The sequence below is a fragment of the Paenibacillus lutimineralis genome (genome assembly GCF_003991425.1).
Lineage (GTDB): Bacteria > Bacillota > Bacilli > Paenibacillales > Paenibacillaceae > Fontibacillus > Fontibacillus lutimineralis.
On sequence record NZ_CP034346.1, the window covers coordinates 4,040,160 to 4,065,340 of the forward strand.

At 47.8% G+C, this 25,181-nt stretch carries 24 protein-coding genes and 1 tRNA gene; 2 read left to right on the forward strand and 23 right to left on the reverse strand.

What is annotated here, in order from left to right:
• Positions 1–5: 5 nt before the first annotated feature.
• From EI981_RS17835 to hslV, 8 genes are all read right to left on the reverse strand, one after another.
• Complete coding sequence (locus EI981_RS17835) at positions 6–836, reverse strand: FliH/SctL family protein (protein WP_127000419.1); 831 nt, start codon at positions 834–836, stop codon at positions 6–8.
• The gene (gene fliG / locus EI981_RS17840; RefSeq protein WP_127000421.1) at positions 829–1,845 is read right to left on the reverse strand and encodes a flagellar motor switch protein FliG; all 1,017 of its coding nucleotides are present in this window, start codon (positions 1,843–1,845) and stop codon (positions 829–831) included. Before fliG ends, EI981_RS17835 begins: the two co-directional genes overlap by 8 nt.
• 11 nt (positions 1,846–1,856) lie before the next feature.
• Positions 1,857–3,449 (reverse strand): flagellar basal-body MS-ring/collar protein FliF, encoded by a 1,593-nt coding sequence (fliF, locus tag EI981_RS17845; protein ID WP_127000423.1) that lies wholly within the window; start codon positions 3,447–3,449, stop codon positions 1,857–1,859.
• A gap of 33 nt (positions 3,450–3,482) precedes the next feature.
• Positions 3,483–3,797: a flagellar hook-basal body complex protein FliE gene (gene fliE / locus EI981_RS17850; protein ID WP_127000424.1), complete on the reverse strand. Its 315-nt coding sequence runs from the start codon at positions 3,795–3,797 to the stop codon at positions 3,483–3,485.
• A 33-nt stretch (positions 3,798–3,830) separates the two neighbouring features.
• Positions 3,831–4,280 (reverse strand): flagellar basal body rod protein FlgC, encoded by a 450-nt coding sequence (gene flgC / locus EI981_RS17855; protein ID WP_127000425.1) that lies wholly within the window; start codon positions 4,278–4,280, stop codon positions 3,831–3,833.
• Positions 4,281–4,285: 5 nt separating this feature from the next.
• On the reverse strand, positions 4,286–4,693 hold the full coding sequence (gene flgB, locus EI981_RS17860) for a flagellar basal body rod protein FlgB (protein WP_127000426.1): 408 nt from the start codon (positions 4,691–4,693) through the stop codon (positions 4,286–4,288).
• Positions 4,694–5,083: 390 nt separating this feature from the next.
• Complete coding sequence (gene hslU, locus EI981_RS17865) at positions 5,084–6,490, reverse strand: ATP-dependent protease ATPase subunit HslU (protein ID WP_127000427.1); 1,407 nt, start codon at positions 6,488–6,490, stop codon at positions 5,084–5,086.
• A gap of 17 nt (positions 6,491–6,507) precedes the next feature.
• Complete coding sequence (gene hslV, locus EI981_RS17870) at positions 6,508–7,050, reverse strand: ATP-dependent protease subunit HslV (protein ID WP_127000428.1); 543 nt, start codon at positions 7,048–7,050, stop codon at positions 6,508–6,510.
• Between hslV and EI981_RS30000 the strand changes: the two genes are divergently transcribed.
• Positions 7,049–7,180: a hypothetical protein gene (locus EI981_RS30000; protein ID WP_257791986.1), complete on the forward strand. Its 132-nt coding sequence runs from the start codon at positions 7,049–7,051 to the stop codon at positions 7,178–7,180. The two genes, hslV and EI981_RS30000, sit on opposite strands and share 2 nt — an antisense overlap.
• Before the next feature lie 89 nt (positions 7,181–7,269).
• On the opposite strand, the gene trmFO is transcribed toward EI981_RS30000, so the two are convergent.
• The 5 genes from trmFO to sucC all read right to left on the reverse strand — a co-directional run bounded on the left by trmFO (position 7,270) and on the right by sucC (position 14,457).
• Positions 7,270–8,592, reverse strand: coding sequence for an FADH(2)-oxidizing methylenetetrahydrofolate--tRNA-(uracil(54)-C(5))-methyltransferase TrmFO (trmFO, locus tag EI981_RS17875; RefSeq protein WP_237172629.1), 1,323 nt, complete (start codon positions 8,590–8,592; stop codon positions 7,270–7,272).
• A 54-nt stretch (positions 8,593–8,646) separates the two neighbouring features.
• Positions 8,647–10,746: a type I DNA topoisomerase gene (gene topA, locus EI981_RS17880; protein WP_127000430.1), complete on the reverse strand. Its 2,100-nt coding sequence runs from the start codon at positions 10,744–10,746 to the stop codon at positions 8,647–8,649.
• Positions 10,747–10,812: 66 nt separating this feature from the next.
• Positions 10,813–11,904: a DNA-processing protein DprA gene (dprA, locus tag EI981_RS17885; RefSeq protein ID WP_418789020.1), complete on the reverse strand. Its 1,092-nt coding sequence runs from the start codon at positions 11,902–11,904 to the stop codon at positions 10,813–10,815.
• A 426-nt stretch (positions 11,905–12,330) separates the two neighbouring features.
• On the reverse strand, positions 12,331–13,260 hold the full coding sequence (sucD, locus tag EI981_RS17890) for a succinate--CoA ligase subunit alpha (RefSeq protein WP_127000431.1): 930 nt from the start codon (positions 13,258–13,260) through the stop codon (positions 12,331–12,333).
• A gap of 36 nt (positions 13,261–13,296) precedes the next feature.
• Positions 13,297–14,457: an ADP-forming succinate--CoA ligase subunit beta gene (gene sucC / locus EI981_RS17895; RefSeq protein WP_127000433.1), complete on the reverse strand. Its 1,161-nt coding sequence runs from the start codon at positions 14,455–14,457 to the stop codon at positions 13,297–13,299.
• Positions 14,458–15,057: 600 nt separating this feature from the next.
• Between sucC and EI981_RS17900 the strand changes: the two genes are divergently transcribed.
• Positions 15,058–16,644: a YifB family Mg chelatase-like AAA ATPase gene (locus EI981_RS17900; RefSeq protein ID WP_127004807.1), complete on the forward strand. Its 1,587-nt coding sequence runs from the start codon at positions 15,058–15,060 to the stop codon at positions 16,642–16,644.
• A gap of 154 nt (positions 16,645–16,798) precedes the next feature.
• Here EI981_RS17900 and EI981_RS17905 read toward each other — a convergent pair whose 3' ends face one another.
• The 10 genes from EI981_RS17905 to EI981_RS17950 all read right to left on the reverse strand — a co-directional run bounded on the left by EI981_RS17905 (position 16,799) and on the right by EI981_RS17950 (position 24,725).
• Positions 16,799–17,191 (reverse strand): YraN family protein, encoded by a 393-nt coding sequence (locus EI981_RS17905; RefSeq protein WP_127000435.1) that lies wholly within the window; start codon positions 17,189–17,191, stop codon positions 16,799–16,801.
• Positions 17,192–17,416: 225 nt separating this feature from the next.
• Positions 17,417–17,725: an EscU/YscU/HrcU family type III secretion system export apparatus switch protein gene (locus EI981_RS17910; RefSeq protein ID WP_127000437.1), complete on the reverse strand. Its 309-nt coding sequence runs from the start codon at positions 17,723–17,725 to the stop codon at positions 17,417–17,419.
• Entirely contained in the window at positions 17,722–19,764 is a 2,043-nt protein-coding gene (locus tag EI981_RS17915; RefSeq protein WP_127000439.1) for a flagellar hook-length control protein FliK, read from the reverse strand. Before EI981_RS17915 ends, EI981_RS17910 begins: the two co-directional genes overlap by 4 nt.
• 377 nt (positions 19,765–20,141) lie before the next feature.
• On the reverse strand, positions 20,142–20,762 hold the full coding sequence (locus EI981_RS17920) for a ribonuclease HII (RefSeq protein WP_127004809.1): 621 nt from the start codon (positions 20,760–20,762) through the stop codon (positions 20,142–20,144).
• A 276-nt stretch (positions 20,763–21,038) separates the two neighbouring features.
• Positions 21,039–21,902: a ribosome biogenesis GTPase YlqF gene (ylqF, locus tag EI981_RS17925; RefSeq protein ID WP_127000441.1), complete on the reverse strand. Its 864-nt coding sequence runs from the start codon at positions 21,900–21,902 to the stop codon at positions 21,039–21,041.
• A gap of 42 nt (positions 21,903–21,944) precedes the next feature.
• Entirely contained in the window at positions 21,945–22,550 is a 606-nt protein-coding gene (gene lepB / locus EI981_RS17930; protein WP_127000443.1) for a signal peptidase I, read from the reverse strand.
• A 110-nt stretch (positions 22,551–22,660) separates the two neighbouring features.
• On the reverse strand, positions 22,661–23,005 hold the full coding sequence (gene rplS, locus EI981_RS17935; RefSeq protein ID WP_127000445.1) for a 50S ribosomal protein L19: 345 nt from the start codon (positions 23,003–23,005) through the stop codon (positions 22,661–22,663).
• Between the two features lie 308 nt (positions 23,006–23,313).
• Positions 23,314–23,757: an ATP-binding protein gene (locus EI981_RS17940; RefSeq protein WP_127000447.1), complete on the reverse strand. Its 444-nt coding sequence runs from the start codon at positions 23,755–23,757 to the stop codon at positions 23,314–23,316.
• A gap of 1 nt (position 23,758) precedes the next feature.
• Positions 23,759–24,496 (reverse strand): tRNA(His) guanylyltransferase Thg1 family protein, encoded by a 738-nt coding sequence (locus tag EI981_RS17945; RefSeq protein WP_127000449.1) that lies wholly within the window; start codon positions 24,494–24,496, stop codon positions 23,759–23,761.
• Positions 24,497–24,651: 155 nt separating this feature from the next.
• Positions 24,652–24,725 (reverse strand) — tRNA-Pro (locus EI981_RS17950).
• Between the last annotated feature and the right edge of the window lie 456 nt (positions 24,726–25,181).

Here is a 25,181-nt window from a genome sequence, read left to right on the forward strand (position 1 = left end):
GTCCCCTATTCCTCTGTCTGCAGCGAGATACGCAGTAATTCCTTCTTAATCTCCGCAAGCTGGGTGTCGATTCTGGCATCGATGCTACCGTAGGCGGATCGTATAACGCAACCTCGATCCTTCACAGTCGGGTCAGGTAGAATCTGAAGCTCAGCTTGTGAATCAATCGCTAGCGTCAACTCTTCTCTCGCAGCTTGTACAAAGGAGAACTGAGCAGGGGCTACGCAGAGCGTAATCTCCCCTTGCTCTCTCTTACGAGCCAGGCTGCCCTTAATCAGATCCACCGTATATGACGGTTCAAGTGCCAGTTGCTTGTCGATAACCTTCTCGGCGATCGCACAGCTTAGCTCGACTAGAAAAGGCTCGGATTCTTGGATGATCCGCTCCTTCTCCACATATGCTTGCTGCAGAACCGCACTCGCCTCATGCATCATTTCATCAATCTTCGTCTTCAGTTCTTGTTCGGCCTGCAGTTTGCCTTCCTCATAGCCCTGACTGAAACCCTCCGACTTAATAGCCTCGACAAGATGTTCATCCTGTTCTCTCTTCTCCCGCCACCAAGCTTCAATCTGTTCGTGAGCTTCAGCTAGCAGCTTCTCTGCTTCTTCCGAAGCAGCCCTGACCTGCTGTTCAGCAAAGTCCTTGGCATCGACCAGCATTTGCCGTCTGGCCTCCTCCGCTGCTATATCTGCCTCCGAAATAACATCATCTTGGGCGGTTGGGGCCACTTCATCCTCGAACACTTCGTCCTCGGGTTTGGCGTAGGTTCTCGCTAAATCCAGCTGCTTAAGAACATCTACCGGAACGTACTGCGACACCTTAATCAGATTAGACAATGATGTCATCTCCTCCGCCACGGGCAATAATGATCTCACCGGCTTCTTCCAGTCTGCGGATAGTAGCTACGATACGAGTCTGAGCTTCTTCCACGTCACGCAGCCGTACTGGCCCCATATATTCCATTTCTTCCTTGAAAGTATCGGACATCCGCTTGGACATATTGCGGAATACCGCTTCGCGTACCTCTTCGCTTGCCACTTTGAGCGCAAGCTGCAGATCGGCATTCTCGATATCGCGGATAATCCGCTGAATCGAACGGTTGTCGATATTGACGATATCCTCGAATACGAACATGCGCTTCTTGATCTCCTCGGCAAGTTCTGGATCCTGTATCTCCAGAGAATCGAGAATCGTCCTCTCCGTACCGCGGTCGACGCCGTTCAGGATCTGAACGATCGACTCTATGCCGCCAGCGCTTGTATAGTCCTGAGTCACCGTTGCTGACAGCTTCTGCTCCAGCACACGCTCTACCTGAGATATTACCTCTGGCGATGTGCTGTCCATCATTGCAATCCGGCGAGCCACCTCAGCCTGTTTCTCCTGTGGAAGAGAGGACAATATGGATGCTGCTTGCTCGAACTGCAAGTATGATAATACCAAAGCAATGGTCTGTGCATTTTCATTTTGAATGAAGTTAAGAATTTGATTTGGATCGGCTTTACGAGCGAAATCAAAGGGTCTTACTTGCAAAGTAGCAGTTAACCTATTGAGGATATCCTGCGCCTTGCTCTCGCCAAGCGCTTTCTCCAGAATCTCCTTGGCATAAGTGATGCCGCCCTGTGAAATGTATTCCTGAGCCATGCAGATCTGGTGAAACTCAGTCATGATCATTTCTTTCTCAGCGCTGTCAACCTTGCGTACATTTGCGATTTCAAGCGTGAGTTGTTCAATCTCTTCCTCACGCAGATGCTTGAAAATTTCAGCGGACACTTCTGGCCCAAGAGTAATTAACAAAATCGCCGCTTTTTGCCTCCCGGTAAGCACCGTAGGATTTCCTTTTGACAATGCGTTCACCTCTATTCGTCAGCCAGCCATGTGCGAAGCAAGTTGACAAATTCATCCGGCTTCTTCTTGGCCAGTGTCTCAAGTTGTTTGCGCACTTGGTTCTCGTTCGTGACTGATTCCAAATTAATGGAAGGAAACTCCGGTGTAAGCGGCATTGGAATTTCTTCTTCCTCGATTTCTTGATTTCTGTTACGGCGGACAATCAGGAAGATAATTCCCGCAATCGCCAGCAGTGCAGCTGCCCCGACTCCCCAAACAAGTGGGCTTGACAAGCTCAGGCCAGAAGCATTTTGTTCAGTTCCATGAAATGGTTGCGAATAGACAGCAACTTTTCGTTGTAGTTCTGCGTCTGTATATGTAGTACCGGAATCTGCAAGATATGAACCTACGATATTAGCCAGAATGGTCTGAATCGCTGATTCAGTCGCAGGGTCTAAAGTCTGTTGCCCATTAGGTGGTTCAACCACCGCGTTAATGGTTAGATCCTTCACCACATAAGGACTGGCAACAATATCCTTTGTAATATGATTCACTTCATAATTTATCGTTGAGGACGACTCTTCTGAAGAAGACCCGTTACCTGTCCCAGCAGACGGATATCCCGGAACATCCTGCTCACCGGTTCCAGCTATACCACCTACGCCATTAGCTTGGCCTGTATAGCTCTTTTGAATTTTTTGGGCACTGATTTCGATGCCCTTCATATTCTCTGTATCTACTGGAGTTACTAAGTTGTCCTTCTGAGTAACCTGATCGAAGTTAAGTGTAGATGCTACCAGCACTTCGACCTTTTCCGGTCCAGTTAGTTTGGACAGGAACTGTTTGACGCTCTGGCGTACATCGCTCTCGAATTTCTTCTGCAAAGCCATGTTTTCCTGAACGGCCGTCGTAAGCGAAGCAATCTTGCCTCCGCTCCCCCCCTCTCCCGATGCGAGCAGAACGTTATCATCACTAGAAGATAAGGAGATGTTCTCGATCGGCAGATTAGGCACCGACGTCTTGATTAAATTGAAATATCCATCAATCGCTTCCTGGGTCGGGCGATAGCCCGGCTTGAAACTAACAACTACGGAAGCTGAAGCTTTCTCTTGCTCGGAAGGACTCGCGAATACATTTTCGGCCGGTAGATTGATCAACACTTTCGCATTGTTGACGCCCTTCATGCTCTTCAGCAGTTGCTCTACCTCGCCATTCAGTGCTTTTTTGTACTTCACACTGAACTCATTGTCTGTCATTCCGATCAACGAAGAATTTTCGTTGAAAGATTCTAGTCCGATCGAACCGTTCTGAACGATCCCTTGTGAACCGATATCGACTTTCACTCTAGCCACATTCTTGCTAGGCACCGAAATACTCGAGCCATCCGTGCTCAATTTGTACGGAACACCGCTTGATTCCAAGTAAGTAATAATACCCGCTGCATCCGAGGAATCCAAATTCGTAAAAGCGACATCATATTCCGTTTTAGAAAATTGAACCGTAAGCAGAATAATCGCCAGCAATATAATCGAAACTGTAGAAATTAACAACGTTTTTTGCTTCTTGCTGAAACGGTTCCAGTAACCCGTTAATGTATCCCGGTACTGGGCAATTCTCTCATTCACGACGTCACCTCATCCAAAGCTTGCTAGTTTTCGTTAAATTTGCGTACGCATGATTTCTTGATATGCCTCAATTACTTTGTTTCGCACTTGCGTAGTTAATTGCAAACTTAACAAGGCCTGCTCCGAGGCGATCATTACCTGATCGGCACTTACTTCACCGACCAGGAACTTGTCGTTCACTTTCTGAACATTCTGCTCTTGCGCGGCTACATTATCAAGAGCATCCGATAAGAACGAGCCAAAGCTCTTCATGGCTTCCGCAGGGGTCTTCCCCTTGGCTTCCACTGTACTGTACTGTTCGACTCCTTCCAAAGGCTTTACAGTATTAAAATTCATGCTTTGTATCAACGACCAACACTCCTTAAGTCAAAATAAAAGATGCTATTTGCCGATTTGCAATGCCTTGGTAATCATTGCCTTGCTCGCATTCAGTGCTGTCACATTGGCCTCATAGGATCTTGTTGCCGAGATCATATCTACCATTTCTTTGAGAATGTCCACGTTCGGCATATAAACATATCCTTCGTTATCCGCATCGGGATGGGTCGGATTATAGACCGGCTTGAAAGGTGCGCTATCTTCCCTAATCTCTGTAACCTTGACTCCCTGAGTTGTATCTGCACTGCCTAACGCTGTATTCAGAGCTTGTCCGAAGGTCTGCTGCTTAGGCTCCAGCACAACCATCTTCCTTCGATATGGAACTGCCTTGCCATCAACCACTTGGGCTCTTGTCGTCTCTGCGTTCGCAATATTCGATGAAATAACGTCCATTCTAAGACGCTGCGCAGTCAGAGCGGAAGAACTGATATTAAAGCTATCGCTGATCTTCAACCCCGTTATCTCCCTTCAATCGCATTTCGCTTCATTTTAATCTGGTAATTAATTTGCTCTATGTAGGTGTTATATCTCAATTGATTCTCGGCAAGCTGTGACATTTCGCTATCAATATCGACATTATTCATGTTGTTGTTCATTGCTGTCGTCCTGTCTGTGGTTACCACAGGCTCAGGTATACCTGATGAAGGACCTATGACAAAATGCCTATTATTGGTACGAATGCCCTGCAAAGTCGGCATATCTCCTTCACTTGCTTGCTGTAGCAAACTCTCAAATGACACATTTGAACGTTTGAAATAAGGGGTATCTTCGTTAGCTATATTGTTGGCCAGCACACCTTGGCGCATATTGGCAGCCTGTACTGCTGACTCAAGCCGAGTGAACCCTATTCCGTTCAACAGTTGCATTATTTCGCCCCCTTTATTGTTTCGCATATTTTCCTTAAGTGTACGTATTCAACATTCAGATGGCATTCCCTCTTTTTTCGACATTTTTTCTGATAAAAATTTATCAGTTCGTGCTAGTTTGTAGAAAAAAACATCTTCATGTCATATAACATAAGTTTCTAGGAGAATCGATTTTATTACAATAAGAAAAAAGCACTATCTTTGAAATAATTGGCTTTGAATTTGGCAATATTTAAAAATTTTACTATTTTTTCGAGAAATATCGACAGTAACTAGTCTTATAGAATCCCTCTATTACTCCTTTAGAGATCAGAAAAAGGCCGTCCCCCCCTAATAATACTGGGTCTAACGGCCTTTTCATACAGGTTAGTCTGACATGTCAATGGAAATTTAAAGTATATATTGGCTTAAATCTCGATCTTTCACAATATCTCCTAATTTGTTGTGAACATATTCCGGCGTGATTGTCATTCGGTCAAGCGTCAATTCCGGCGCCTCGAAGGATAGATCCTCAAGCAGCTTCTCCAGTATCGTGTGAAGCCTTCTCGCCCCGATATTCTCCGTATTGGAATTCACATTGGCCGCAATCGCAGCGATCTCCCGGATGGCATCGTCAGAGAAATCAATCTCGATATTCTCCGTACGCAGTAGCTCTGAATACTGCTTCGTAAGGGCATTCTTCGGTTCAGTCAAGATAGATACGAAATCGTCTAACGTCAGACTGTCCAATTCGACCCGGATCGGGAAACGTCCCTGCAGCTCAGGAATCAAATCCGATGGCTTGGCGATATGGAAGGCTCCAGCAGCGATAAAGAGAACATAATCCGTCTTAACAGGACCATATTTAGTCATGACCGTGGAACCCTCAACGATAGGCAGAATATCACGCTGTACACCTTCACGAGACACATCTGGTCCGGAACCTTGCCCCCGGCTTGCTACCTTGTCGATCTCGTCAATAAAAATAATGCCTGATTGTTCAGCCCTACGGATAGCCTCCTGGGTCAGATCATCTTGGTCAATCAACTTAGCTGCTTCTTCCTGGGTTAGCACTTTTCTAGCTTCCTTGATCGTCAGCTTTCTTCGTTTAGTCCGATGCGGCAGCAAGTTTCCGAACATCTCCTGCATATTCATGCCCATCTGATCATTACCTTGACCAGCAAACATATCGAACATGCTAGGCGCACTGTCCTCAACATCGATCTCCACGATATCGTCCTCTATTTGGCCTGCTAACAGCTTGAAGCGTACTTGACGACGCTTCTCGTTCACTTCACTGCTATCCTCTTCTTGAGGTTCTGATCCTGAGGAAGAGTTCTGATTGGTATTTCCGAACAACATCTCGAATGGGTTGCGTACACCTTTCGACTTATGATCGGATGGAACAAGAATCTGTACAAGCCTTTCATTCGCTAGTTCCTCAGCCTTATCCTTTACCTGCTCTGTACGTTCAGCTTTGATCGTACGAATAGCAACCTCCACCAGATCGCGAACCATAGATTCAACATCCCGACCGACGTAGCCAACCTCAGTAAATTTAGTGGCCTCAACCTTGACGAATGGAGCTCCTACCAGCTTGGCGAGACGGCGAGCGATCTCGGTCTTGCCTACTCCAGTAGGTCCGATCATGAGAATATTTTTAGGTACGATCTCATCTTGTACCTCATCGCTGAGCAAGCTGCGGCGATAGCGATTGCGAAGTGCAACTGCAACGGATTTCTTGGCTTGCTTCTGTCCGACAATATATTTATCCAATTCGGTTACGATTTGCCGTGGTGTTAAAATCTGATTATTCATCCAAGATCCCTCCCGCATCAAAGTTCTTCAACGATAATATTGCTATTCGTAAACACGCAAATGTCCGATGCGACTTGCAGCGACTCGCGTACGATATCCTTGGCCTCCATCTGGGCGGCATTGCGTTTTAGAGCACGGGCAGCAGACAGGGCATAATTACCCCCAGAGCCGATCGCTAAAATATCATCATCCGGTTCGATCACTTCCCCACCGCCAGAGATCATAAGCATCCCCGTTTTGTCCATAACGATCAAAAGAGCCTCCAGCTTGCGCAGCACGCGATCCTGACGCCATTCCTTGGCCAGTTCAACCGCAGCTCTCTGCAAATTCCCCTGGTGCTCCTCCAGTTTACCCTCGAACTTCTCAAACAAGGTTATCGCATCTGCAACCGAACCAGCAAAACCCGCCAGTACCTGTCCCCTATACAATCTGCGGACTTTCTTGGCGGTCTGTTTCATAATGACACTCTCGCCAAGCGTGACTTGGCCATCTCCGGCAATTGCTCCCTTCCCGTTGTGACGAACAGCACAAATTGTAGTAGCATGAAATGTAGGAACCATGAACAACCGCATCCTTCCATCTGATAATTATAGCACCCGTCTACCTCCTCCAATCCAGGCTGACGAGGGGCCTGGAGACTATGGAGGACATAGACGGGTGCCGCTATGTCCGCTATGCAATACGATCTAAGATCTTTCCAGGACAGTTTCAAAAAATTCTATCCTAAATAAATCTTATGTCGTATCTCTATGATATATCACGGCAAAGCCAGAGTCTAATTATGCCATTTCTTCAGCTGCGATGAAGGAGCGGAGACTGTCCAGCGCACGCTGTGCCAACGCTTCATTCTTCTCAGCCTTCTTCCGGTATCTTGTATCCAGCTTAGGGAACAGCCCGAAATTCGCATTCATCGGTTGAAAATGTTCAAAGTCCGCAGTTGTAATATATCGGGCCATGCTACCTAGCGCTGTATCTTCAGGTAGGACGATTCCGTCCTCGCCGCGAGCGATTCTAGCTGCGTTGATACCAGCAAGAAGACCCGAAGCTGCGGATTCTACATATCCTTCCACGCCGGTCATCTGCCCAGCAAAGAAGAGCGTTCTGCGCTCCTTCAGCTGATAGGTTGGAAGCATCAACCGAGGTGAATTGATAAATGTGTTGCGGTGCATAACACCATAACGGACGAACTCAGCATTTTCCAAGCCAGGTATCATCGAGAAGACGCGCTTCTGCTCGCCCCATTTAAGGTGAGTCTGGAAGCCAACCATATTATAGAGCGTCCCCGCAGCGTTATCCTGTCTAAGCTGTACGACAGCATGGGGAAGCGTACCCGTATGCGGGTTCACAAGCCCTACCGGCTTCATCGGACCAAATAAAGCGGTCTGCTTGCCGCGGCGCATCATAATTTCAATCGGCATACAGCCCTCAAAATAAACTTCCTTCTCGAACTCCTTAAGCTGAGCAACTTCGGCGGTGATGAGCGCTTCATAGAATGCATCAAATTCCTGCTCTGTCATAGGACAGTTCAAATAAGCGGCCTCTCCCTTATCATATCGGGAAGCAAGGTATACCTTGTTCATATCGATTGATTCTTTTTCAATGATCGGCGCAGCCGCGTCATAGAAATAGAAGTAATCCTCTCCCGTTAACGCCTTGATCTGCTCGGAAAGAGCCGGCGAAGTTAGAGGGCCTGTAGCAATGACTACGACCCCCTCTTGTGGAATCTCTTTGATCTCTTCATTCACCACTTCGATCAGTGGGTGCTCTCGCAAGGTGCTCGTGATCTCCCCGGAGAAGCCATCGCGGTCCACTGCCAGCGCCCCGCCAGCAGGAACTGCATTCCGGTCAGCTGATCCGAGCACGAGCGAGTCCAGCAACCGCATCTCTTCCTTCAATACGCCTACGGCATTCGTGAGCCCATTTGCTCGAAGCGAGTTGCTGCATACGAGCTCGGCAAATTTATCGGTATGATGCGCCGGTGTCTTAACCACCGGACGCATCTCATACAAAGTAACAGGCACACCACGACTGGCGATTTGCCACGCCGCCTCACTTCCGGCCAATCCCGCGCCGATGACGGTTACTCTACTAGAATCTGTCAACTTAAATCCCCCCAGAATTCGCTGCTGTATATGTCTTAATATGATTGAATTGTCTTATTCGCCCGCAGCGTCCTCGTTCTCCTCAATCGGCTGTACAAAATCACAAGCGGTGCATTGCAGCTTCCCGCCCTGTTTATTGCGCTTCTCTACGAGGAGCGATCCACATTTAGGGCAAGGGATTGGTGATGGCCTATCCCAGGATACAAAGTCGCACTCCGGATAACGATCGCAACCGTAGAACACTCTGCCCTTTTTACTACGGCGCTCAACAATATGCCCTTCCTTACATTTCGGACAAGTTACTCCGATATCCTTGATGATCGGCTTCGTATTACGGCATTCCGGAAATCCAGAGCAGGCGAGAAACTTGCCGAATCTGCCCAATTTGTAGACCATCGGTCTTCCGCACTTATCGCAGATTTCATCGGACACCTCATCTTCAATCTCGATCTCCTTCATCTCTTTCTCCGCAACTTCTAGCCGCTTCTCAAAAGGCCCGTAGAACTCGCTCAGGACGCGAACCCAGTCTTCAGTACCTTCCTCGACATGGTCAAGATCTTCCTCCATATGGGCGGTAAATTCAACGTTGAGAATTTCCGGGAAGAACTGTTCCATCTGCTCCAGAACTAGCTCACCCAATTCAGTCGGGATGAACTTCTTATCTTCAATCGCCACATACCCACGCTTCTGGATCGTCTCCAGCGTCGGCGCATACGTACTCGGGCGTCCTATGCCAAGCTCTTCAAGCGTCTTAACAAGCCGTGCTTCGCTATATCGCGGAGGTGGCTGAGTGAAATGCTGCTTCGGATCAATAGCTTCCTTCTGTAGCACATCCCCGGTTTTCAGCGGAGGCAGGAACTTATTGTCTTCCGTCGTTCCGTCATCATTGCCTTCCACATAGACCTTCATGAAACCCGGGAAACGAATCTTCGAGCCAACGGCCCGGAAAGTCACTTCACCTGCAGGAATATCGACGGACATCGTATCGAGTACCGCCGAAGACATCTGGCTAGCCATGAATCGTTCCCAAACCAGTTTATATAAGCGGAACTGATCACGACTCATAAATGACTTCACAGATTCTGGATCACGTAGTGCTGATGTAGGACGAATCGCTTCATGGGCATCCTGAGCTCCGGCCGCCTTCTTCGAATATTGCCGTGCGACTTCTGGAGCGTAACTCTCTCCGTATTTATCCACGATATATTCCTTGGCTTCCTCTTGTGCCGAAGTAGCAATCCGCGTCGAATCTGTACGCATATAAGTAATTAGACCGACCGTGCCCTCCTTGCCTAAATCAACGCCTTCATATAATTGCTGGGCAACAGACATCGTCTTAGCCGCACGGAAATTCAACTTACGGGCCGCCTCCTGCTGTAGGGAACTCGTCGTAAAAGGTGCAGCAGGATGACGAAGACGCTCCTTCTCTTTCACTTCGCCAACCTTGAACTCGGCGCCCTCCAGCGCTTTGAGAATCTCTCCAACCCGCTGCTCATTCGCAAGCTCGAGCTTCTCTCCGCGGTATTTATAAAACTTCGCCTCAAATTCAGTGCCTCCAATTTTCAAGACAGCTGTAATCGTCCAGTATTCCTCTGGGACAAAAGCCGAAATTTCATTTTCGCGGTCTAAAATAATTTTTACAGCTACCGATTGCACACGGCCAGCGGATAATCCCTTTTTAACCTTCTTCCACAATAGGGGGCTAATCTTATAACCGACCAGACGGTCTAGAATTCTTCTCGCCTGCTGGGCGTTGACCAGATCCATATTGATCTTGCGCGGAGTTTTAAAGGCATCCTTAACCGCCTGCTTCGTAATCTCATTGAATACTACGCGGCATGCCTTCGAGGCATCTACATCGAGCACATGGGCAAGATGCCAGGCAATCGCTTCCCCTTCGCGATCGGGGTCAGCCGCCAGATAAATATTTTTCACTTTTTTACTTGCGTCTTTCAATTCCTTCAATACTGAACCTTTTCCACGGATGGTTATATATTTGGGATTGAAGTCATTTTCCACGTCAACCCCGGTTTGGCTTTTCGGCAAATCGCGAACATGCCCCATAGAAGCCTTCACGATGTATTTACTGCCCAAATATTTTCCGATCGTCTTCGCCTTTGCAGGCGACTCCACGATAACGAGAGAATCAGCCATAGATCCATCCTCCTCTCAACAATTGTATATAGTCATATGTTCAAGCCACTCTTCGATAGGAATGGACTATATAATCTTATAAACAGAACCCGGCAGCTGTACTGCCGCTTTTTTCATGATTAAAGATAACAGAACTGAATGTAAAAGTCCAAAATCCCATGACGTTTGCAGTAGTAAATCATCAAAATGATTTATCCCCTGCTGCAACATATCGTAAATGCGCTGCTCCTCATCTGTCAACTCACAAACTTCTGATATCTTCTCCGAGGTCACACGTGAGTAGGATAAAAAAGCCTGATATTCCTCCAAAATATCGTTCACATCCGTGACCATTTTCGCCCCTTGTTTTAGTAATTCCAATGTCCCCCGGCTCTTCGGCGAAGTGATCGGACCCGGCACCGCAAATACGTCCCGATCTTCCTCCAATGCAGCATCTGCTGTAATAAGCGATCCGCTGCGGGCATCCGCTTCAACAACAACTGTACCACGGGAAATCCCAGCAATTATACGGTTACGTTGCGGAAACATTCCCGGATGTCCCTTCATGCCGATCGGGTATTCCGAAATGATCAATCCAGACTCAGCGATTCTACGGTACAAGGAGTTATGCTCAGGCGGGTAAGCGATATCGATCGCTGTCCCCAATACAGCTATGGTTCTTCCACCGCAGTTAAGGGCGGCTTCATGGCATACTCCGTCAATACCACGCGCCATACCACTGACAACTGTGATCCCTCTATCACATAATCCTTTTGTTAACCCTGCGGCTACTTTTCGTCCATAAGCCGTTGGAATCCGCGTGCCAACAATCGCTACAGATAGAGCGGATAGCAGCTTCATATCCCCAATGGTGTACAGAACCCAGGGTGGCCGAACCGTTTCCTTCATTAATAGTGGGTATTTTTCATGATAAATGGTTACCGGTCTAATCCGTTTACGCGCCATGCGCTCTAGTCTTTCTTCTATCCAATTCAAGGTGAACTGCTGGGTCATCCACAGTGCTAATTCCGCCTCGAGTCCTCTCTCCATCCAATCAGATGCGCTAAACTGATAAGCTTGTACCCAACCGGCATCTCTCTTAACGATTTCCTCAATCCGCCTCCATCCGAGACCATTCACTTCATGCAATGCGATCAATACTTCATTTTTATCCACCATTTAATCCTCCCATTCATCCTCAATAAGTTTCGTGAACGACAAAAAAAGCAACCCCCTGCCGTTCGGCCTAGAAGGTTGCTTACCTTAATCTACCTAAAATATACCAATTTGGACTTACTTAGAGTATTATAGCAAATCGGATAAGGGAACACCAGAAGGCCCGGCTGAATCCAAGATTCGATGCCGAGCCTCTCCCCGATTTACTTCGTGGTCAAGAGCGATCTTTTTGAACTACCTCTTAAAATAAACGTTCAAAAAAGATCGGTTTTCAGCACCGAGAAGGTAGGATGAAGCTAGGGTCTGAGGAGCACAGCGTACGTAGTGGGTACGTGAGCACCAGAAGGCCCGGCTGAATTCAAGATTCGATGCCGAGCCTCTCCCTGGTTTTACTTCGTGATCAAAAGCGATATTTTTGAACTACCTCTCTTAATGCGTCGTGCACATGCCTAATAATCCGCGCTCTTCAAGCACACTAACCAAGGTTGCCCCCATCTCGGAAGGAGTCGGCGCAACCTTAATGCCACATTGCTCCAACTTCGCGATCTTTTCTTTGGCTGTACCTTTACCACCTGAAATGATTGCACCCGCATGGCCCATTCTCTTGCCCGGAGGCGCAGTAACCCCACCGATGAAGCCGACGACAGGCTTCGTCATATTCTCAGCGATCCATTCCGCCGCTTCTTCTTCAGCCGTTCCGCCAATCTCGCCGATCATAATTACCGCATGGGTATTGTCATCTTCATTAAAACGGCGCAAAATATCGATAAATTCCGAGCCTTTGACCGGATCGCCACCGATACCGACAGCACTGGATTGCCCGATGCCGCGCGTCGTTAACTGATGAACCGCTTCATAGGTAAGCGTACCGCTGCGCGATACAACGCCAACATGACCTGGCAGATGAATATAACCCGGCATAATGCCAATCTTGCATTCTCCCGGCGTAATTACTCCCGGACAGTTCGGCCCGATCAGTACCGTCTTCTTGCCTTCCATGTAACGCTTCACCTTGACCATATCGAGCACCGGAATTCCTTCCGTAATACAAATGACAAGATCAAGCTCCGCTTCTACCGCTTCCAGGATGGAATCCGCGGCAAATGCCGGCGGTACATAAATAACACTCGCCGTTGCACCGGTAGCTTCCTTAGCCTCTCTTACTGTATTAAACACCGGCAAGCTCGCCGTTTGTCCGTTCTCTAGCTCAATCTCGACCGTAGTGCCGCCCTTGCCCGGGGATGTGCCGCCCACCATTTGCGTCCCGTAGTCCAAGGCGCCCTTGGCATGGAACAACGCAGTCTTGCCCGTGATCCCCTGGGTGATAACCTTTGTATTCTTATCGATCAAAATACTCATACTTCAAGCCTCCCCTTTATGGATAAGGTGATTACATTACGATACGAGCGCAACGATCTTCTGCGCGCCATCTGCCATCGAATCCGCAGATACGATCGTCAAATCGGATTCAGCCAGAATACGCTTGCCCAGCTCTACATTCGTTCCTTCCAGACGTACCACTAACGGACGATCAAGTCCGATCTGATGGGCCGCTTCTACGATTCCCGCTGCGATGACGTCACATTTCATAATTCCACCGAAAATATTTACGAAAATCCCCTTAACTTTATCATCAGACAGTATGATCTTGAACGCTTCCGTAACCTTCTCAGCCGTTGCTCCGCCCCCTACGTCGAGGAAGTTGGCAGGATCGCCGCCATAATATTTAATAATGTCCATCGTTGCCATCGCAAGACCCGCTCCATTGACCATGCAGCCGATGTTTCCATCTAAGGCAATATAGCTAAGATCAAACTTAGAAGCTTCAATTTCTTTCTCGTTCTCTTCTTCCAAATCGCGCAGAGCAACGATATCCTTATGCCGGAACAACGCATTGGAATCAAAATTTAATTTGGCATCCAGCGCCATTACATTACCGTCACCAGTAACTACAAGTGGATTAATCTCAGCGATGGAGCAATCCTTGTCGACAAATGCCGCATAGAGAGCCATCATAAATTGAGCCGCTTTATTTACCAGTTCATTAGGTATGTTAATCGCATAAGCTAGTCTGCGCGCCTGATAGGACTGAAGACCCAGCGCAGGATCAACTACCTCTTTAAATATTTTCTCCGGAGTTGCTGCTGCGACCTCTTCGATCTCTGTACCGCCTTCTTCCGACGCCATCATTACGACGCTGCCGGTTCCACGGTCGACAACAACACCTATGTAGTACTCTTTCTTAATGTCGCAGCCTTCTTCGATCAACAAGCGTTTGACCTCTTTGCCTTCCGGGCCAGTCTGATGCGTTACCAGTACCTTGCCGAGAATTTCCTGTGCATAAGTCCGCACTTCTTCCAGATTTTTCGCGACTTTAACGCCACCAGCTTTGCCGCGTCCGCCAGCATGGATCTGCGCCTTCACAACGACAACTGGGCTGCCCAGCGCAGCCGCTGCCTCTACAGCCTCATCAACCGTAAACGCAACTTGTCCTTTCGGAACGGCGACTCCATACTGCTTCAGCACTTCTTTTCCTTGATATTCATGGATATTCATACTTTAGAATCCTCCTATCAACAGGCGGTATTAGAAGTTGTTCCATAACCCTAAGTAACGAACCTCACAGGTATGGCCAAATCGTTGAAACCCCACTCATTGTACCATGTTTTTGAAACGCTTTCCTTAAAAAGTTCATGATTTATACACAACTTTTTTATATCAATTTGATCTCATTTTGAGATAAATCATTCCCGTTTTTCAAAGTTCACACCTTTTTTTAGTTGACCTCGAAAATCGTCATTTTATTTCAGAATATTTATATATTCGACTTTTCACTTGCCAAGTAATATAAGTGAGTCGCAGCGGATCTGCGAAACACATCGCGAAATGAGATGAATTCCTATTCTATAATGATGATCAACTCGGTAAAATGATGTGATGTTTTTGATTGATTTCAGCAAAGCTTGACATTTCTAAGAGAAACTTCTACGATACGATCAAAGCATAGTTCGGAAAATATGGAAGCACCTTTTTTCCCTCGATAAGGCGCCATTGCCAGGCAACTGGTATCAAATGAAGGTTCGTAAGTTGGGCTAAGCACTCAGCTTACTACTGAACCTCCTTATTATGGAAAAGGGGTGTTTTTTTGTTATGTCCATGTACGGGAAGCTTTATAGTGCCTGTCTATACGGTATCGACGGAGTATTGATTGAAGTAGAAGTGGATCTGTCCAGCGGGATTCCCCAGGTAAATCTGGTTGGATTGCCTGATTCCGCCGTACGAGAGGCCGTGGAAAGAGTGCGCTCGGCGATCAAAAACTGCGGCTATACCTTTCCGCTGCAAAGGGTCACGATAAATCTTGCACCGGCCGATCTGCGTAAGACGGGCAGTGCATTCGATCTCGCCATTGCACTCGGACTCTTGGCAGCAAGTGAGCAGATCCGTCTACCGGAGGAGGAGCACCTGCTTATTCTCGGCGAGCTCTCGCTCGACGGCACGCTTCGTCCAGTTCCTGGAGTGTTGGCTATGGTCGATCTGGCGATGAAGCAAGGCTTCACCTCTGTGCTACTGCCTAAAGACAATGCACCAGAAGCGATGCTGCTGGATGGAATTCATGTTTATGGACTTAGGCATTTACAGGAGTTGGATCCAGAGGGGTTCACCGATAAAAAGGGCATACAAGCTCCCTTGCATCTATCTTCTTTATCCCATTTGCAAATTCATCATGATCATCCGGTAACAGTCGAGGAGCCAGTATTGTTTCCGCCACCTACCGAGGACTACAGCGATGTGCTTGGACAGCAACATGTCAAGCGAGCGCTGACGATCGCAGCAGCAGGCATGCATAATATCGTCCTGATCGGCCCCCCAGGTACTGGCAAGACGATGCTCATTCGCAGACTGCCCACAATTCTCCCTCCTCTATCCCAAGAGGAAGCTCTGGAAGTTACGAAAATTTACAGCTCGGCTGGCAAATTAAAAGGCAGTGGGGGCGACTTAATGAGCACCCGTCCTTTTCGTTCGCCACACCACACTATTTCGGGGGCTGGACTCATCGGCGGCGGCAGCATACCGAGGCCGGGAGAAGTCAGTCTCGCTCATCACGGTGTCTTATTCTTGGATGAGCTGCCCGAATTTTCGCGAGGTGTTCTGGAGGTGCTGCGCCAGCCACTGGAAGAGCGCGTCGTCTCGATAAGCAGGTCGCGGGCTTCTTTTACCTTTCCAGCACGATTTCTGTTGGCTGCTTCATTGAATCCGTGTCCCTGTGGGTTTTTCGCGGCTGAACCGCCGCTTCCACCATGTACCTGCAGCCCGGCCAGAATCGCTCAGTATCGTGAGAAGATATCCGGCCCACTGTTGGACCGTATCGATATGCATGTTGAGGTGCCACGTCCAGCCAATTGGCAAAGCGATGTCCAGCCTTTATCCTCAGCTGAGATGCGTGTCGCCATTGAGAGAGCTGAAGCGATCCAGCTCAATCGATATCGTAATTACACATTCACCCGTAACAGTGAATTATCTGGCCGGATGTTACGTAAGTTCGCCCCGCTTGACGCTGCAGCGAGCCGCTTGTTGGAGGCTTCGTTCGAGACGCTAGGGCTCAGCATGCGCGCCCATGACCGGATCATTAAGTTGGCCCGTACAATCGCTGATCTGGAGGGCTCGGACCGTATCATATCCGCCCATATTGCCGAGGCGATCCAATATCGTCAGTTAGATCGGCGCAGGGTTGAGACCGTGTAAATCAAAAGAAAGCCTCCATTTCCACGGGTATATGTAGTTCTTGGGCTTGAGAAAATTCTATTGCAAGATAAACAATCTTTAAGTGTCGTGGTTACTCATCCTTGAATGAGCTCTCGTTAGAGGTTTTCTTGTAAAGACTCCAGTGTCTTCACGATTAAAAGGCAGCTTCTAAATGCTCCAATTGTGTCTCGCCATCTCCATGGTAGAGAACAGTGATCACGTCAAAACGGACCAGAGCTGTCTGCTTAGCGGTTTGCAGTAAATAGACGGCGGCGGTATCACGCACCTTACGTATTTTGCGGGGAGTGATGGATTCGGAAGGAAAACCATAAGCAAGCGCATAGCCGCTGCGGCTGCGCACCTCGACGATGACAATCTGCTCTTCCTTGGTTACAATCAAATCCAGCTCCCCTGTCCGACAGCGCCAATTTCTGGCCAAGATCCTATATCCCTGATTCTGCAAATATTGCGCCGCCATATTTTCCGCTTGTCTGCCGCGAGCTTGGCGTTCATCTATACCCGATCTTTCATTTCTCGAATTACTCATATGTAACGACTCCTTCATAACTTCTAAAGCAAAGTAAGCATAGTGTTATGGGATATAAAGGTTATAACTACACATAAATCCAATATAAGTTATGGAAGGATATCTGGCAAATTGTTTATGTAAATCACCATTAAAGATATCAAATATCGTCCGAAAACGGTTTAACAGGCATATTCTACTTATATAGACTTCAAGCGCCGTGAATTTGCTTCACGGCGCTCCGTATTATTCGTAGTACCATTCTTCCTCAGCCAGCTTGTCGGAACGGTAAATGAAAGTGAGTATTTCAGCCACGAGATTATAAAGCTCTGGCGGAATCTGTTGGTCCAAATCAAGCTTGGACAGTACTTCTACTAGTGCCGGGTCCTCCTGAATCGGGATACCATGCTCCTTGGCTGTCTCCAGGATACGTTCAGCCAGCATCCCCCTACCTTTGGCAGCTACGATTGGCGCATCGCCTTTGGACGGTTCATATTTCAGAGCGACTGCCTTCTTCATAGAGAGCGGAAGCTCCTGTGATTTGTCCTCACTCATACACGATAGTCCACCCCTCTATATGAGCTGGGCGCGTAGGCTTGAGACATCGTTAAATCATTGGCTCCGTCCTCTTCAACAGCTTTGATCAACCGTTCCGCATTCAAGGCTAATAACCGGTACCCTGCCGAATCCAATGCAGCTCTTACCTCATCCTGACGTGACTCAAGGAAGGTTCCGGCCAGTTCATTCTCACTATAAATCTTGAGCAGTACCTTCTTGTCTGCCACCTGTACATCGACCATAATTTGGCCGAGCGCCTTCATTTGCAAATCGAACCACAGCCGGCAATTGTCAGCGTCGAGCAAACCTTTGCGGCCACGCCTCGATTCGATATGTACGGACGCCGTCTGCTCTCCATCTGGCCCGATAAAAGGCAGAAATAGCGTGACTTGTGCGAACGGAGCCGTACGGTCGGTCGTCAGCAATAGCTGCTGCCCGGTCAATTGGCTGGCCAACTGTCGGGCAGTATCCAGCAGCGGTGCTGGAACGTCGTCCTGCGACAGCACCTGCATCAGCAGCCCCTTCAGTGTATCGCTGACCATGAGGGGGCTGCTCTTGTGCGCAGCCAGGGCTTCCGGCTGAGCCAGCCCCGCGGCAGCCCCAGCGGCTTGCGCGCCGGGCACTGCCCCGCTCGCGCCGCTATGCGGCAGCGCGGGCCCTTCCTGCGGCGCGGCCATAGGCCCGCTGCCGCCAGCCCCGCCGGGTGCGACAGCGCCCCCGGCGGCGCCCCGCGGCGCCTCGCCTGCGGCAGGCGCCGGTTCTTGCTGCGCGCCAACGGCCGCGCGCAGCAGCTGCTGCTCGTGCTCCGCACCGAGCAGCTTGAGCACGCGCCCCACCCACGGCTCAACCGCCGTGGGGGGCGCTACCAGTGGCGAAGCCCCAGCGGGAGCTTCGCCAGCCGTGGCCGCAGCCGCAGCACTAGCACCCGTGCTTGTGCCTGCGGCAAGGCCGACCGCACGCTCCGCTGCGGTCAGCTCTGCACCGCCTTGCCCTCTACTAGGCAAGGCAACGGTATCCTGCGCTATCGTAGCGCGCAGCTGTGTCAGCAAGCTCTGCAGTTTGCTGAGCAGAGCATCCGTCGTCTGAGTACCGGCCCCCTGTACCGTAGACGCCAATGAACCATCTGCCATTGGCAATGAGGAAGCCGAGAAAGGAACTGCCTTTCCACCGCCATCCATCGCAGTCTGGGACATCGTCGGAGCTGGGTTTAACACGCCCTCATTCGCGCCTGCAACTCCGCTTCCCTGTGCAGCTCCTTGAGCAGCAACCGCTGCAGCAGCCGATCCTCCAGCTGATGCACCGGGTGTTGCGGCATTAGGAACAACAGCGTTTGCGGCCAGCTGTCCCATCCCCGCATTCTGCATTTCCGCTCCGGTAGCCATTGGAACTTGAGCGCCGTTCGCTTGCCCACCTGTCTGCCCCAGTACATTTAAGCGGCCTCCTCCTACAAATGCCGCCAACTGCTCCTCCAGATTCGACAACAGTACATGCAGGGGCAGGCCAAAAATCGCTTGATGCAAGCTGCCCACCGTTTCGCCAGTCAAAGGCAAACCTCGATTCAATGCAATTCCAGCAGCTTGGACCCATTCAGATAACGGTACGGAAGATGGTTTTAGTGCCGTTAGACTAAGGAGTTGAGTGACATTCTCCTTAGTCAAAGGTATTCCGCTCGCCTGCATGGATTGGATCAAATCGCGGTTCGCCGCAGTGTTCTCCAATCCGAATTCACTCAATAATCCGGCAAGTGAGGAGGAAGACAACCCCGATGTCACTGGCTGGTTGATTGGCTTAAGCACCATCTGGCCATCCTGAACCTGCGGCTGTACTTGCAATAGCGTCGTCTGGCCTTGCTGCAGCGGGGTTTCTAACGTGGCGTGGAGCTTCACCCCCTGCACCTGAATCACCGCTTCCTGTCCCCCCTCGGATACGCTAAGCACCGTTCCACGTACGACCTGTCCGGCCTTGAGCTCTAATGTGCGCGGCTCTCCAGGACGTGCATCCCCCAGCATACTTCTCAGCAGAGGTCCTATATTCATCAACTTCCCTCCCAACCCTAAAATAGATGAAAATCAAAAAGTCCACTTTTGATAAAAAAACCAATCGAGGCCAATTCATAGATGAGCGACCACGATTCAAAGGTAGGCTTTCCTTCGATATATAAAATTTCATCAGTAGAATCTGATCATCGATTTTCTAACGAAACGTGGTATCGCTATTTCAACTGAAATGACCCTCTAAAAATTTTAACGAAACTAGGTATCGTTATTTAAGCCAATTCGGCGCTTAACACCTTATATTCTCCCAAATAACGATATGGTGTTTCGTTAGATTTTATTTACCTCTATTAGCGAGGAAATAACGATCTGTAGTTTCGTTAGACGATACGGAAAACCCGCCTGACATGGCGGGTTAATCAGAACAACGTCTGTTCTTCAATCAACAAGTTTCGCAAGAAGCTTCGGCGGTGCATCGGCGTCGGGCCCAAAGCCATAATTTGCTCCCGATGCAGCTTCGTGGCATAACCCTTATGTACTGCAATTCCGTATTCAGGATATTTTACATCCCATTCTCCCTGACAGAGCCTGTCCCGCGTAACTTTGGCGACAATCGATGCAGCTGCAATCGACTGGCTTGTGGCATCGCCTTTAATAATAGCCAGCTGGGGAATATCAGTATCGATCTTCTCTGCATCAATCAGCAGCATGTCCGGCATGACGTTCAATTGACTCACCGCCTGCTTCATTGCCAGACGTGCAGCCTGTTTAATATTAATTTGATCAATGGTTGGAGCATCCACATAACCAACTCCTACAGCTACAGCCTGTTCCATAATCACATCGTATAAATGCTCTCGCTTCTTGGCACTGAGCTTCTTGGAATCATCGACATCCTCAAGCACGAGTCCTCGCGGCAAAATAACCGCAGCCGCTACAACATCACCAAACAGACAACCCCGACCTACTTCATCAACACCTGCAATGTTCTGATAAGATAACTCCCAATATTCCTGTTCGTATTTCAATAAATGACTCATCATTTCTCCCCGTTCTCCCCGTCAACTACGCCTAGCATTCTATGATGAGGGGCGGCCCTACACATCCTTGTCCCTCTATGAAGCTATAAGTACACTATATACTATTTATCGGTTGAACGACTTCTAAATTAAGCGATCTATAAGGATGAAATTTTTCCCTGATGGCCAATTTTCATTTACACACAAAGCCTATGTACACAAAAAATCCTTCCAGGAGCCATCAGACTATCCCGGAAGGATTGTATCGTGCTATGAGTTATTGAGGTCAATCTAACTTTAATATGGGGCCTCCATTGAATATCTTCCCAGCTTGCCAGCTCGCAGCTCACGCAGCAATATTCCAGAGGCTTTCTCCAAATCAACACGACCGCCGCTAACGATACAGCCACGCTTGCGCCCTACAGCCTCCATCACCGCTACAATATCATGCGGATTATCCGGATCTTGAGGAGGCTCCTTCAACTCAAATCGGCTAGAGAAGGGCTCCCAATAATATTTAACCAAATATTTAACGCCAAAAAAAGCGATGTCTTCCACATTCAATATTTCTTCACGGATTGCTCCAGTTACCGCCAGGCGATAACCTACATTCTGATCCTCAAATTTCGGCCAGAGAATTCCCGGAGTATCAAGCAGCTCCATATCGGTCCCTACCTTGATCCACTGTTGGCCCTTGGTAACGCCAGGACGATCTCCAGTAGCCGCAATATTTCGCCCCGCCAATCGGTTAATCAACGTAGATTTCCCTACGTTAGGAATCCCTACGATCAGGGCACGGACCGCACGTGGATTCATGCCTTTTGCCCGTTGCTTCTCCAGCTTGTCTTTCAACAACTCCTTGGCTAAGAGAGGGATATCTTTAATCCCTTGGCCGCTGTATGCATCAACAGCAACAGCAAGATGCCCTTCTTGCTTGAATACTTCCAGCCATTGCTTCGTCACGCCGGGATCTGCCAGATCGGCTTTGTTCAGCACGATCAAACGTGGCTTACCCTGCAAAATTTCATCGATCATCGGATTTCTGCTGGACATTGGCAGCCTTGCATCCAACAGCTCGATCACAACATCGATAAGCTTAAGCTTATCCTGAATCTGCCGGCGAGCCTTGGTCATATGTCCGGGAAACCATTGAATCGTCATCGTATCACCTCAATTTTCCCGAGCACATCTTTACTTTCGAAATTAGTGACCGATCATTTTGATATCTTTTACAGGCCAGAATACAAGATCCGCCCGGCCGATAATATCTTTGAACGGTACAAACCCGATCGCACGGCTATCCGTACTATTCGACCGATTGTCGCCAAGTACAAACACATAGCCCTCCGGAACCTTTCCATCCGGAAACTGCTCATTAGGGAAGTTTTCTCTAATATTGTATAGCTGGTTATTTTTATGCTTCTCATCCAGAGCCTCCTGGATATAAGGCTCCTCAATTACTTTACCATTGACCGTAATAGTGTCGCCCTCAACCTTAACGGTATCGCCAGGCACACCGATTACGCGCTTAATGAAATCACGTCCTTCCGATGGAACATGGAAGACGACAACTTCACTGTGCTTAGGCGCACGGAAATCATAAACAATCTTGTTGACGATAATTCTCTCGCCAGTATAGAAATTCGGATGCATTGACGGCCCGTCGACAATAAATGGAGCAAACAACAGCCATCGGATCAATAATACTAATACGACAGCGATCACGATGGCCTTTATCCACTCCATTGCCTCGCTCTTATGTTCTTGGGGCGGTTTTTGGGAATCTTCCGCATGAATATGCTGTTCCATGGATCGCGATCTCTCCTTGTCATATATAGTATGCAGCACTATATAGCCTTTTATAAATATAGAAAGGGAGCTTGAGTAAACACACAAGCCCCCTCTTATCGTTAACCGAATTAACGACGTGCTTCTTTAATTCTCGCTGCTTTACCGCGAAGTTCACGAAGATAGTACAGCTTCGCACGACGCACTTTACCACGGCGAGCCACTTCGATTCTATCGAGTTTTGGGGAATGAAGCGGGAAAGTTCTTTCCACACCTACACCGTTCGAAATTTTACGAACTGTAAAAGTTTCGCTGATTCCACCACCACGACGCTTAATTACAACACCTTCAAACAACTGGATACGCTCACGAGATCCCTCGATAACCTTAACGAACACTTTTAAAGTGTCACCAGGACGAAAGCTCGGAATATCCTTGCGAAGTTGTTCTTGCGTAATCGCTTGTACGATATTCATCTATGACTCCCTCCTTCCACTCAGGTGTTCATGCCTCTTCCGGAAACCCTCATGTTTTCCTTCATCATCCGCAGCGGACCACCGATTTCACAACAAAATTAATAATACCACATTTTATATGGTGTATCAAGAAAATTATCTGTGCTGTTATCTTTGATTTAACAAACAGGAATTCGACTTTTTTGAAGTCCAAGCTCACTAGCTTTTCTTCTTAACTACTTAAATGATAAGAAGTTCAATCTTATGCGTAAAGTGTTCAGAATAATTTAGAAATTTAGCTAATTGCCTCCTTCTGTCTACAAGATGCCTCATTTCAAAGTAAATTCTTCAACTTCAAATCCTTCATGAAGTGACCGTACTATGTACAATTCATCAAATCCTTCATTATATGAAGGTAATTCTAATTTCTTCAGTGTACTTTTGATTCCTACCTCAGGAACCTTTTCTTTTCCTTGCCTCTGTTCATTACGTTCATGCGATAAATCATAATCTGGTTCAAAGTAATAACCCACTAACTTATATTTATGAGCTTTCGCCAAATCGATATACTTTTTACGCTCTTCTATTGTTGGATTCGTATTATCGACCACGAACGGCAGACTAGTATCAATTGATGCCTGAAGAAATACATCTTCTCGATTCCTAGTCCGTAACATATCAAGATTGATCCTCATATGAGTTTTGAAAAACTTTTCTTTATAGAATGTAGATTTTCCAGAAGCTTGAATTCCAATGAAAATTACACACTCCATGTCATTCATCCTTTGATAAGTATACGTATTGGTTTATGTACTCTCTATTCTGACTGAAGATAGGTGTATTTAAGTCTACGTCCCACTTATTTCGAATTACTTCCCCTTTTTTATAGTTCTGTTTTGTAATACAGGCTCCACGTTTTTGCCAAACGGGTAAGTCGTTCCAATTTATACCTTTCTCAAGAAACAACTTGTCCTGAAGCTTTTTCCCATCAAGTCCCTGTAACTCTTTATGAGGGAAGTTTGCCTGAGCAACCATTGCAATACTGTTTTTAGTTGCATCCTGCTGTCTCCATAGAAAGTAGTTAGTTACTTCATCCTGCGGAAGTACCCAGGCTCTGCTATCAAATGTAGCAAGCTCTTTATTTGGATTACCTTTTTGGATTAACTCATTGAACTTTGCAGTAGCCATTGAAGCAGAAACTGAAACCATTTTCTGTAGATTATTTTCAAACCAAGACTGTGTTGTTAACTTATCATAGTTGGTCAGCAGGATAGAGATCTCATCACTCTGATGGTAGACCAGCTTGCAGCCCATTATATTCTCCGCCAGATATTTGCACGTCTCCCAAAAAGCCTGAATTAATTTTTCATCAAACGGCTTTTTCATTCCGCGAGTAAAGCTATGGAAATGTGAACCATCGATTCTTATAATCACTGGAAGTCTCTGAGGAAGTGTTTGTCTAAAAATGTTTTCGTAACCCTTCATTCGGTTACCAAAGTCGTCCTTTTTCATATGTACTCCTTTTTATCTAATCTTCAGTTCCACAGATAGCTCTTTACTTCTTCTAGGCTTCATGATCTTTCCCTATAAAAAAGGCTCTGAACAGATCCACTGTTCAAAGCGACCAACATCATTATTATGTAAAATATCGTGCAAGATGCTTCAAATCGGAGTAGCGGGATTCGAACCCACGACCTCGCCCACCCCAAGGGCGCGCGCTACCTGACTGCGCCATACCCCGATAAGGACTCATGAAACCGCCATATAGGTTTTCTCTACGAAAGTCTGCGCTCGTCATCCGTTACTAGTCAATTATAAGCCAATGCCTCGGGCCCCCGCAAGGGATGAAATAATTGACACACCCCTTAACGCGTTAAAGGATTGTCGCTTTGCATAACGTATGATATGATATGGAAAAACGGAAGGGTGCTTAGCATGATTATAACCGCCTCCTTTATCCTCGCGATCCCAATCGTGGTATTTGGCGCCAGCATCTGGTTAGCAGATGTTCTCCACACCCGAAGTGTAAGACAGATGTCAGGCGCACATCGGACGGTAAACTAATTAGGTCATTCAAACCAAAAAAAAGGCGTAAGCTGAACGGATTAATTCCGTGTGCTTGCGCCGTTTTTTTTTGACTTATTCGTTTCCTTAATCCATTCATAAATTCTCATTCCAATTTTGTAACTTTATTATA

Bases quoted from the DNA above. Each gene is read 5' to 3' on its own strand.
- EI981_RS17905 (WP_127000435.1), bottom strand. From the start codon at position 17,191: ATGAGTAATTCGAGAAATGAAAGATCGGGTATAGATGAACGCCAAGCT.
- dprA (WP_418789020.1), bottom strand. From the start codon at position 11,904: ATGGTGGATAAAAATGAAGTATTGATCGCATTGCATGAAGTGAATGGT.
- ylqF (WP_127000441.1), bottom strand. From the start codon at position 21,902: ATGACGATTCAATGGTTTCCCGGACATATGACCAAGGCTCGCCGGCAG.
- hslU (WP_127000427.1), bottom strand. From the start codon at position 6,490: ATGAATAATCAGATTTTAACACCACGGCAAATCGTAACCGAATTGGAT.
- EI981_RS17940 (WP_127000447.1), bottom strand. From the start codon at position 23,757: ATGGAGTGTGTAATTTTCATTGGAATTCAAGCTTCTGGAAAATCTACA.
- sucD (WP_127000431.1), bottom strand. From the start codon at position 13,260: ATGAGTATTTTGATCGATAAGAATACAAAGGTTATCACCCAGGGGATC.
- topA (WP_127000430.1), bottom strand. From the start codon at position 10,746: ATGGCTGATTCTCTCGTTATCGTGGAGTCGCCTGCAAAGGCGAAGACG.
- EI981_RS17910 (WP_127000437.1), bottom strand. From the start codon at position 17,725: ATGAGTGAGGACAAATCACAGGAGCTTCCGCTCTCTATGAAGAAGGCA.
- EI981_RS17900 (WP_127004807.1), top strand. From the start codon at position 15,058: ATGTACGGGAAGCTTTATAGTGCCTGTCTATACGGTATCGACGGAGTA.
- EI981_RS17945 (WP_127000449.1), bottom strand. From the start codon at position 24,496: ATGAAAAAGGACGACTTTGGTAACCGAATGAAGGGTTACGAAAACATT.
- EI981_RS17915 (WP_127000439.1), bottom strand. From the start codon at position 19,764: ATGAATATAGGACCTCTGCTGAGAAGTATGCTGGGGGATGCACGTCCT.
- EI981_RS17920 (WP_127004809.1), bottom strand. From the start codon at position 20,762: ATGAGTCATTTATTGAAATACGAACAGGAATATTGGGAGTTATCTTAT.
- lepB (WP_127000443.1), bottom strand. From the start codon at position 22,550: ATGGAACAGCATATTCATGCGGAAGATTCCCAAAAACCGCCCCAAGAA.
- hslV (WP_127000428.1), bottom strand. From the start codon at position 7,050: ATGGTTCCTACATTTCATGCTACTACAATTTGTGCTGTTCGTCACAAC.
- rplS (WP_127000445.1), bottom strand. From the start codon at position 23,005: ATGAATATCGTACAAGCGATTACGCAAGAACAACTTCGCAAGGATATT.
- EI981_RS30000 (WP_257791986.1), top strand. From the start codon at position 7,049: ATGAACAACCGCATCCTTCCATCTGATAATTATAGCACCCGTCTACCT.
- sucC (WP_127000433.1), bottom strand. From the start codon at position 14,457: ATGAATATCCATGAATATCAAGGAAAAGAAGTGCTGAAGCAGTATGGA.
- flgB (WP_127000426.1), bottom strand. From the start codon at position 4,693: ATGCAACTGTTGAACGGAATAGGGTTCACTCGGCTTGAGTCAGCAGTA.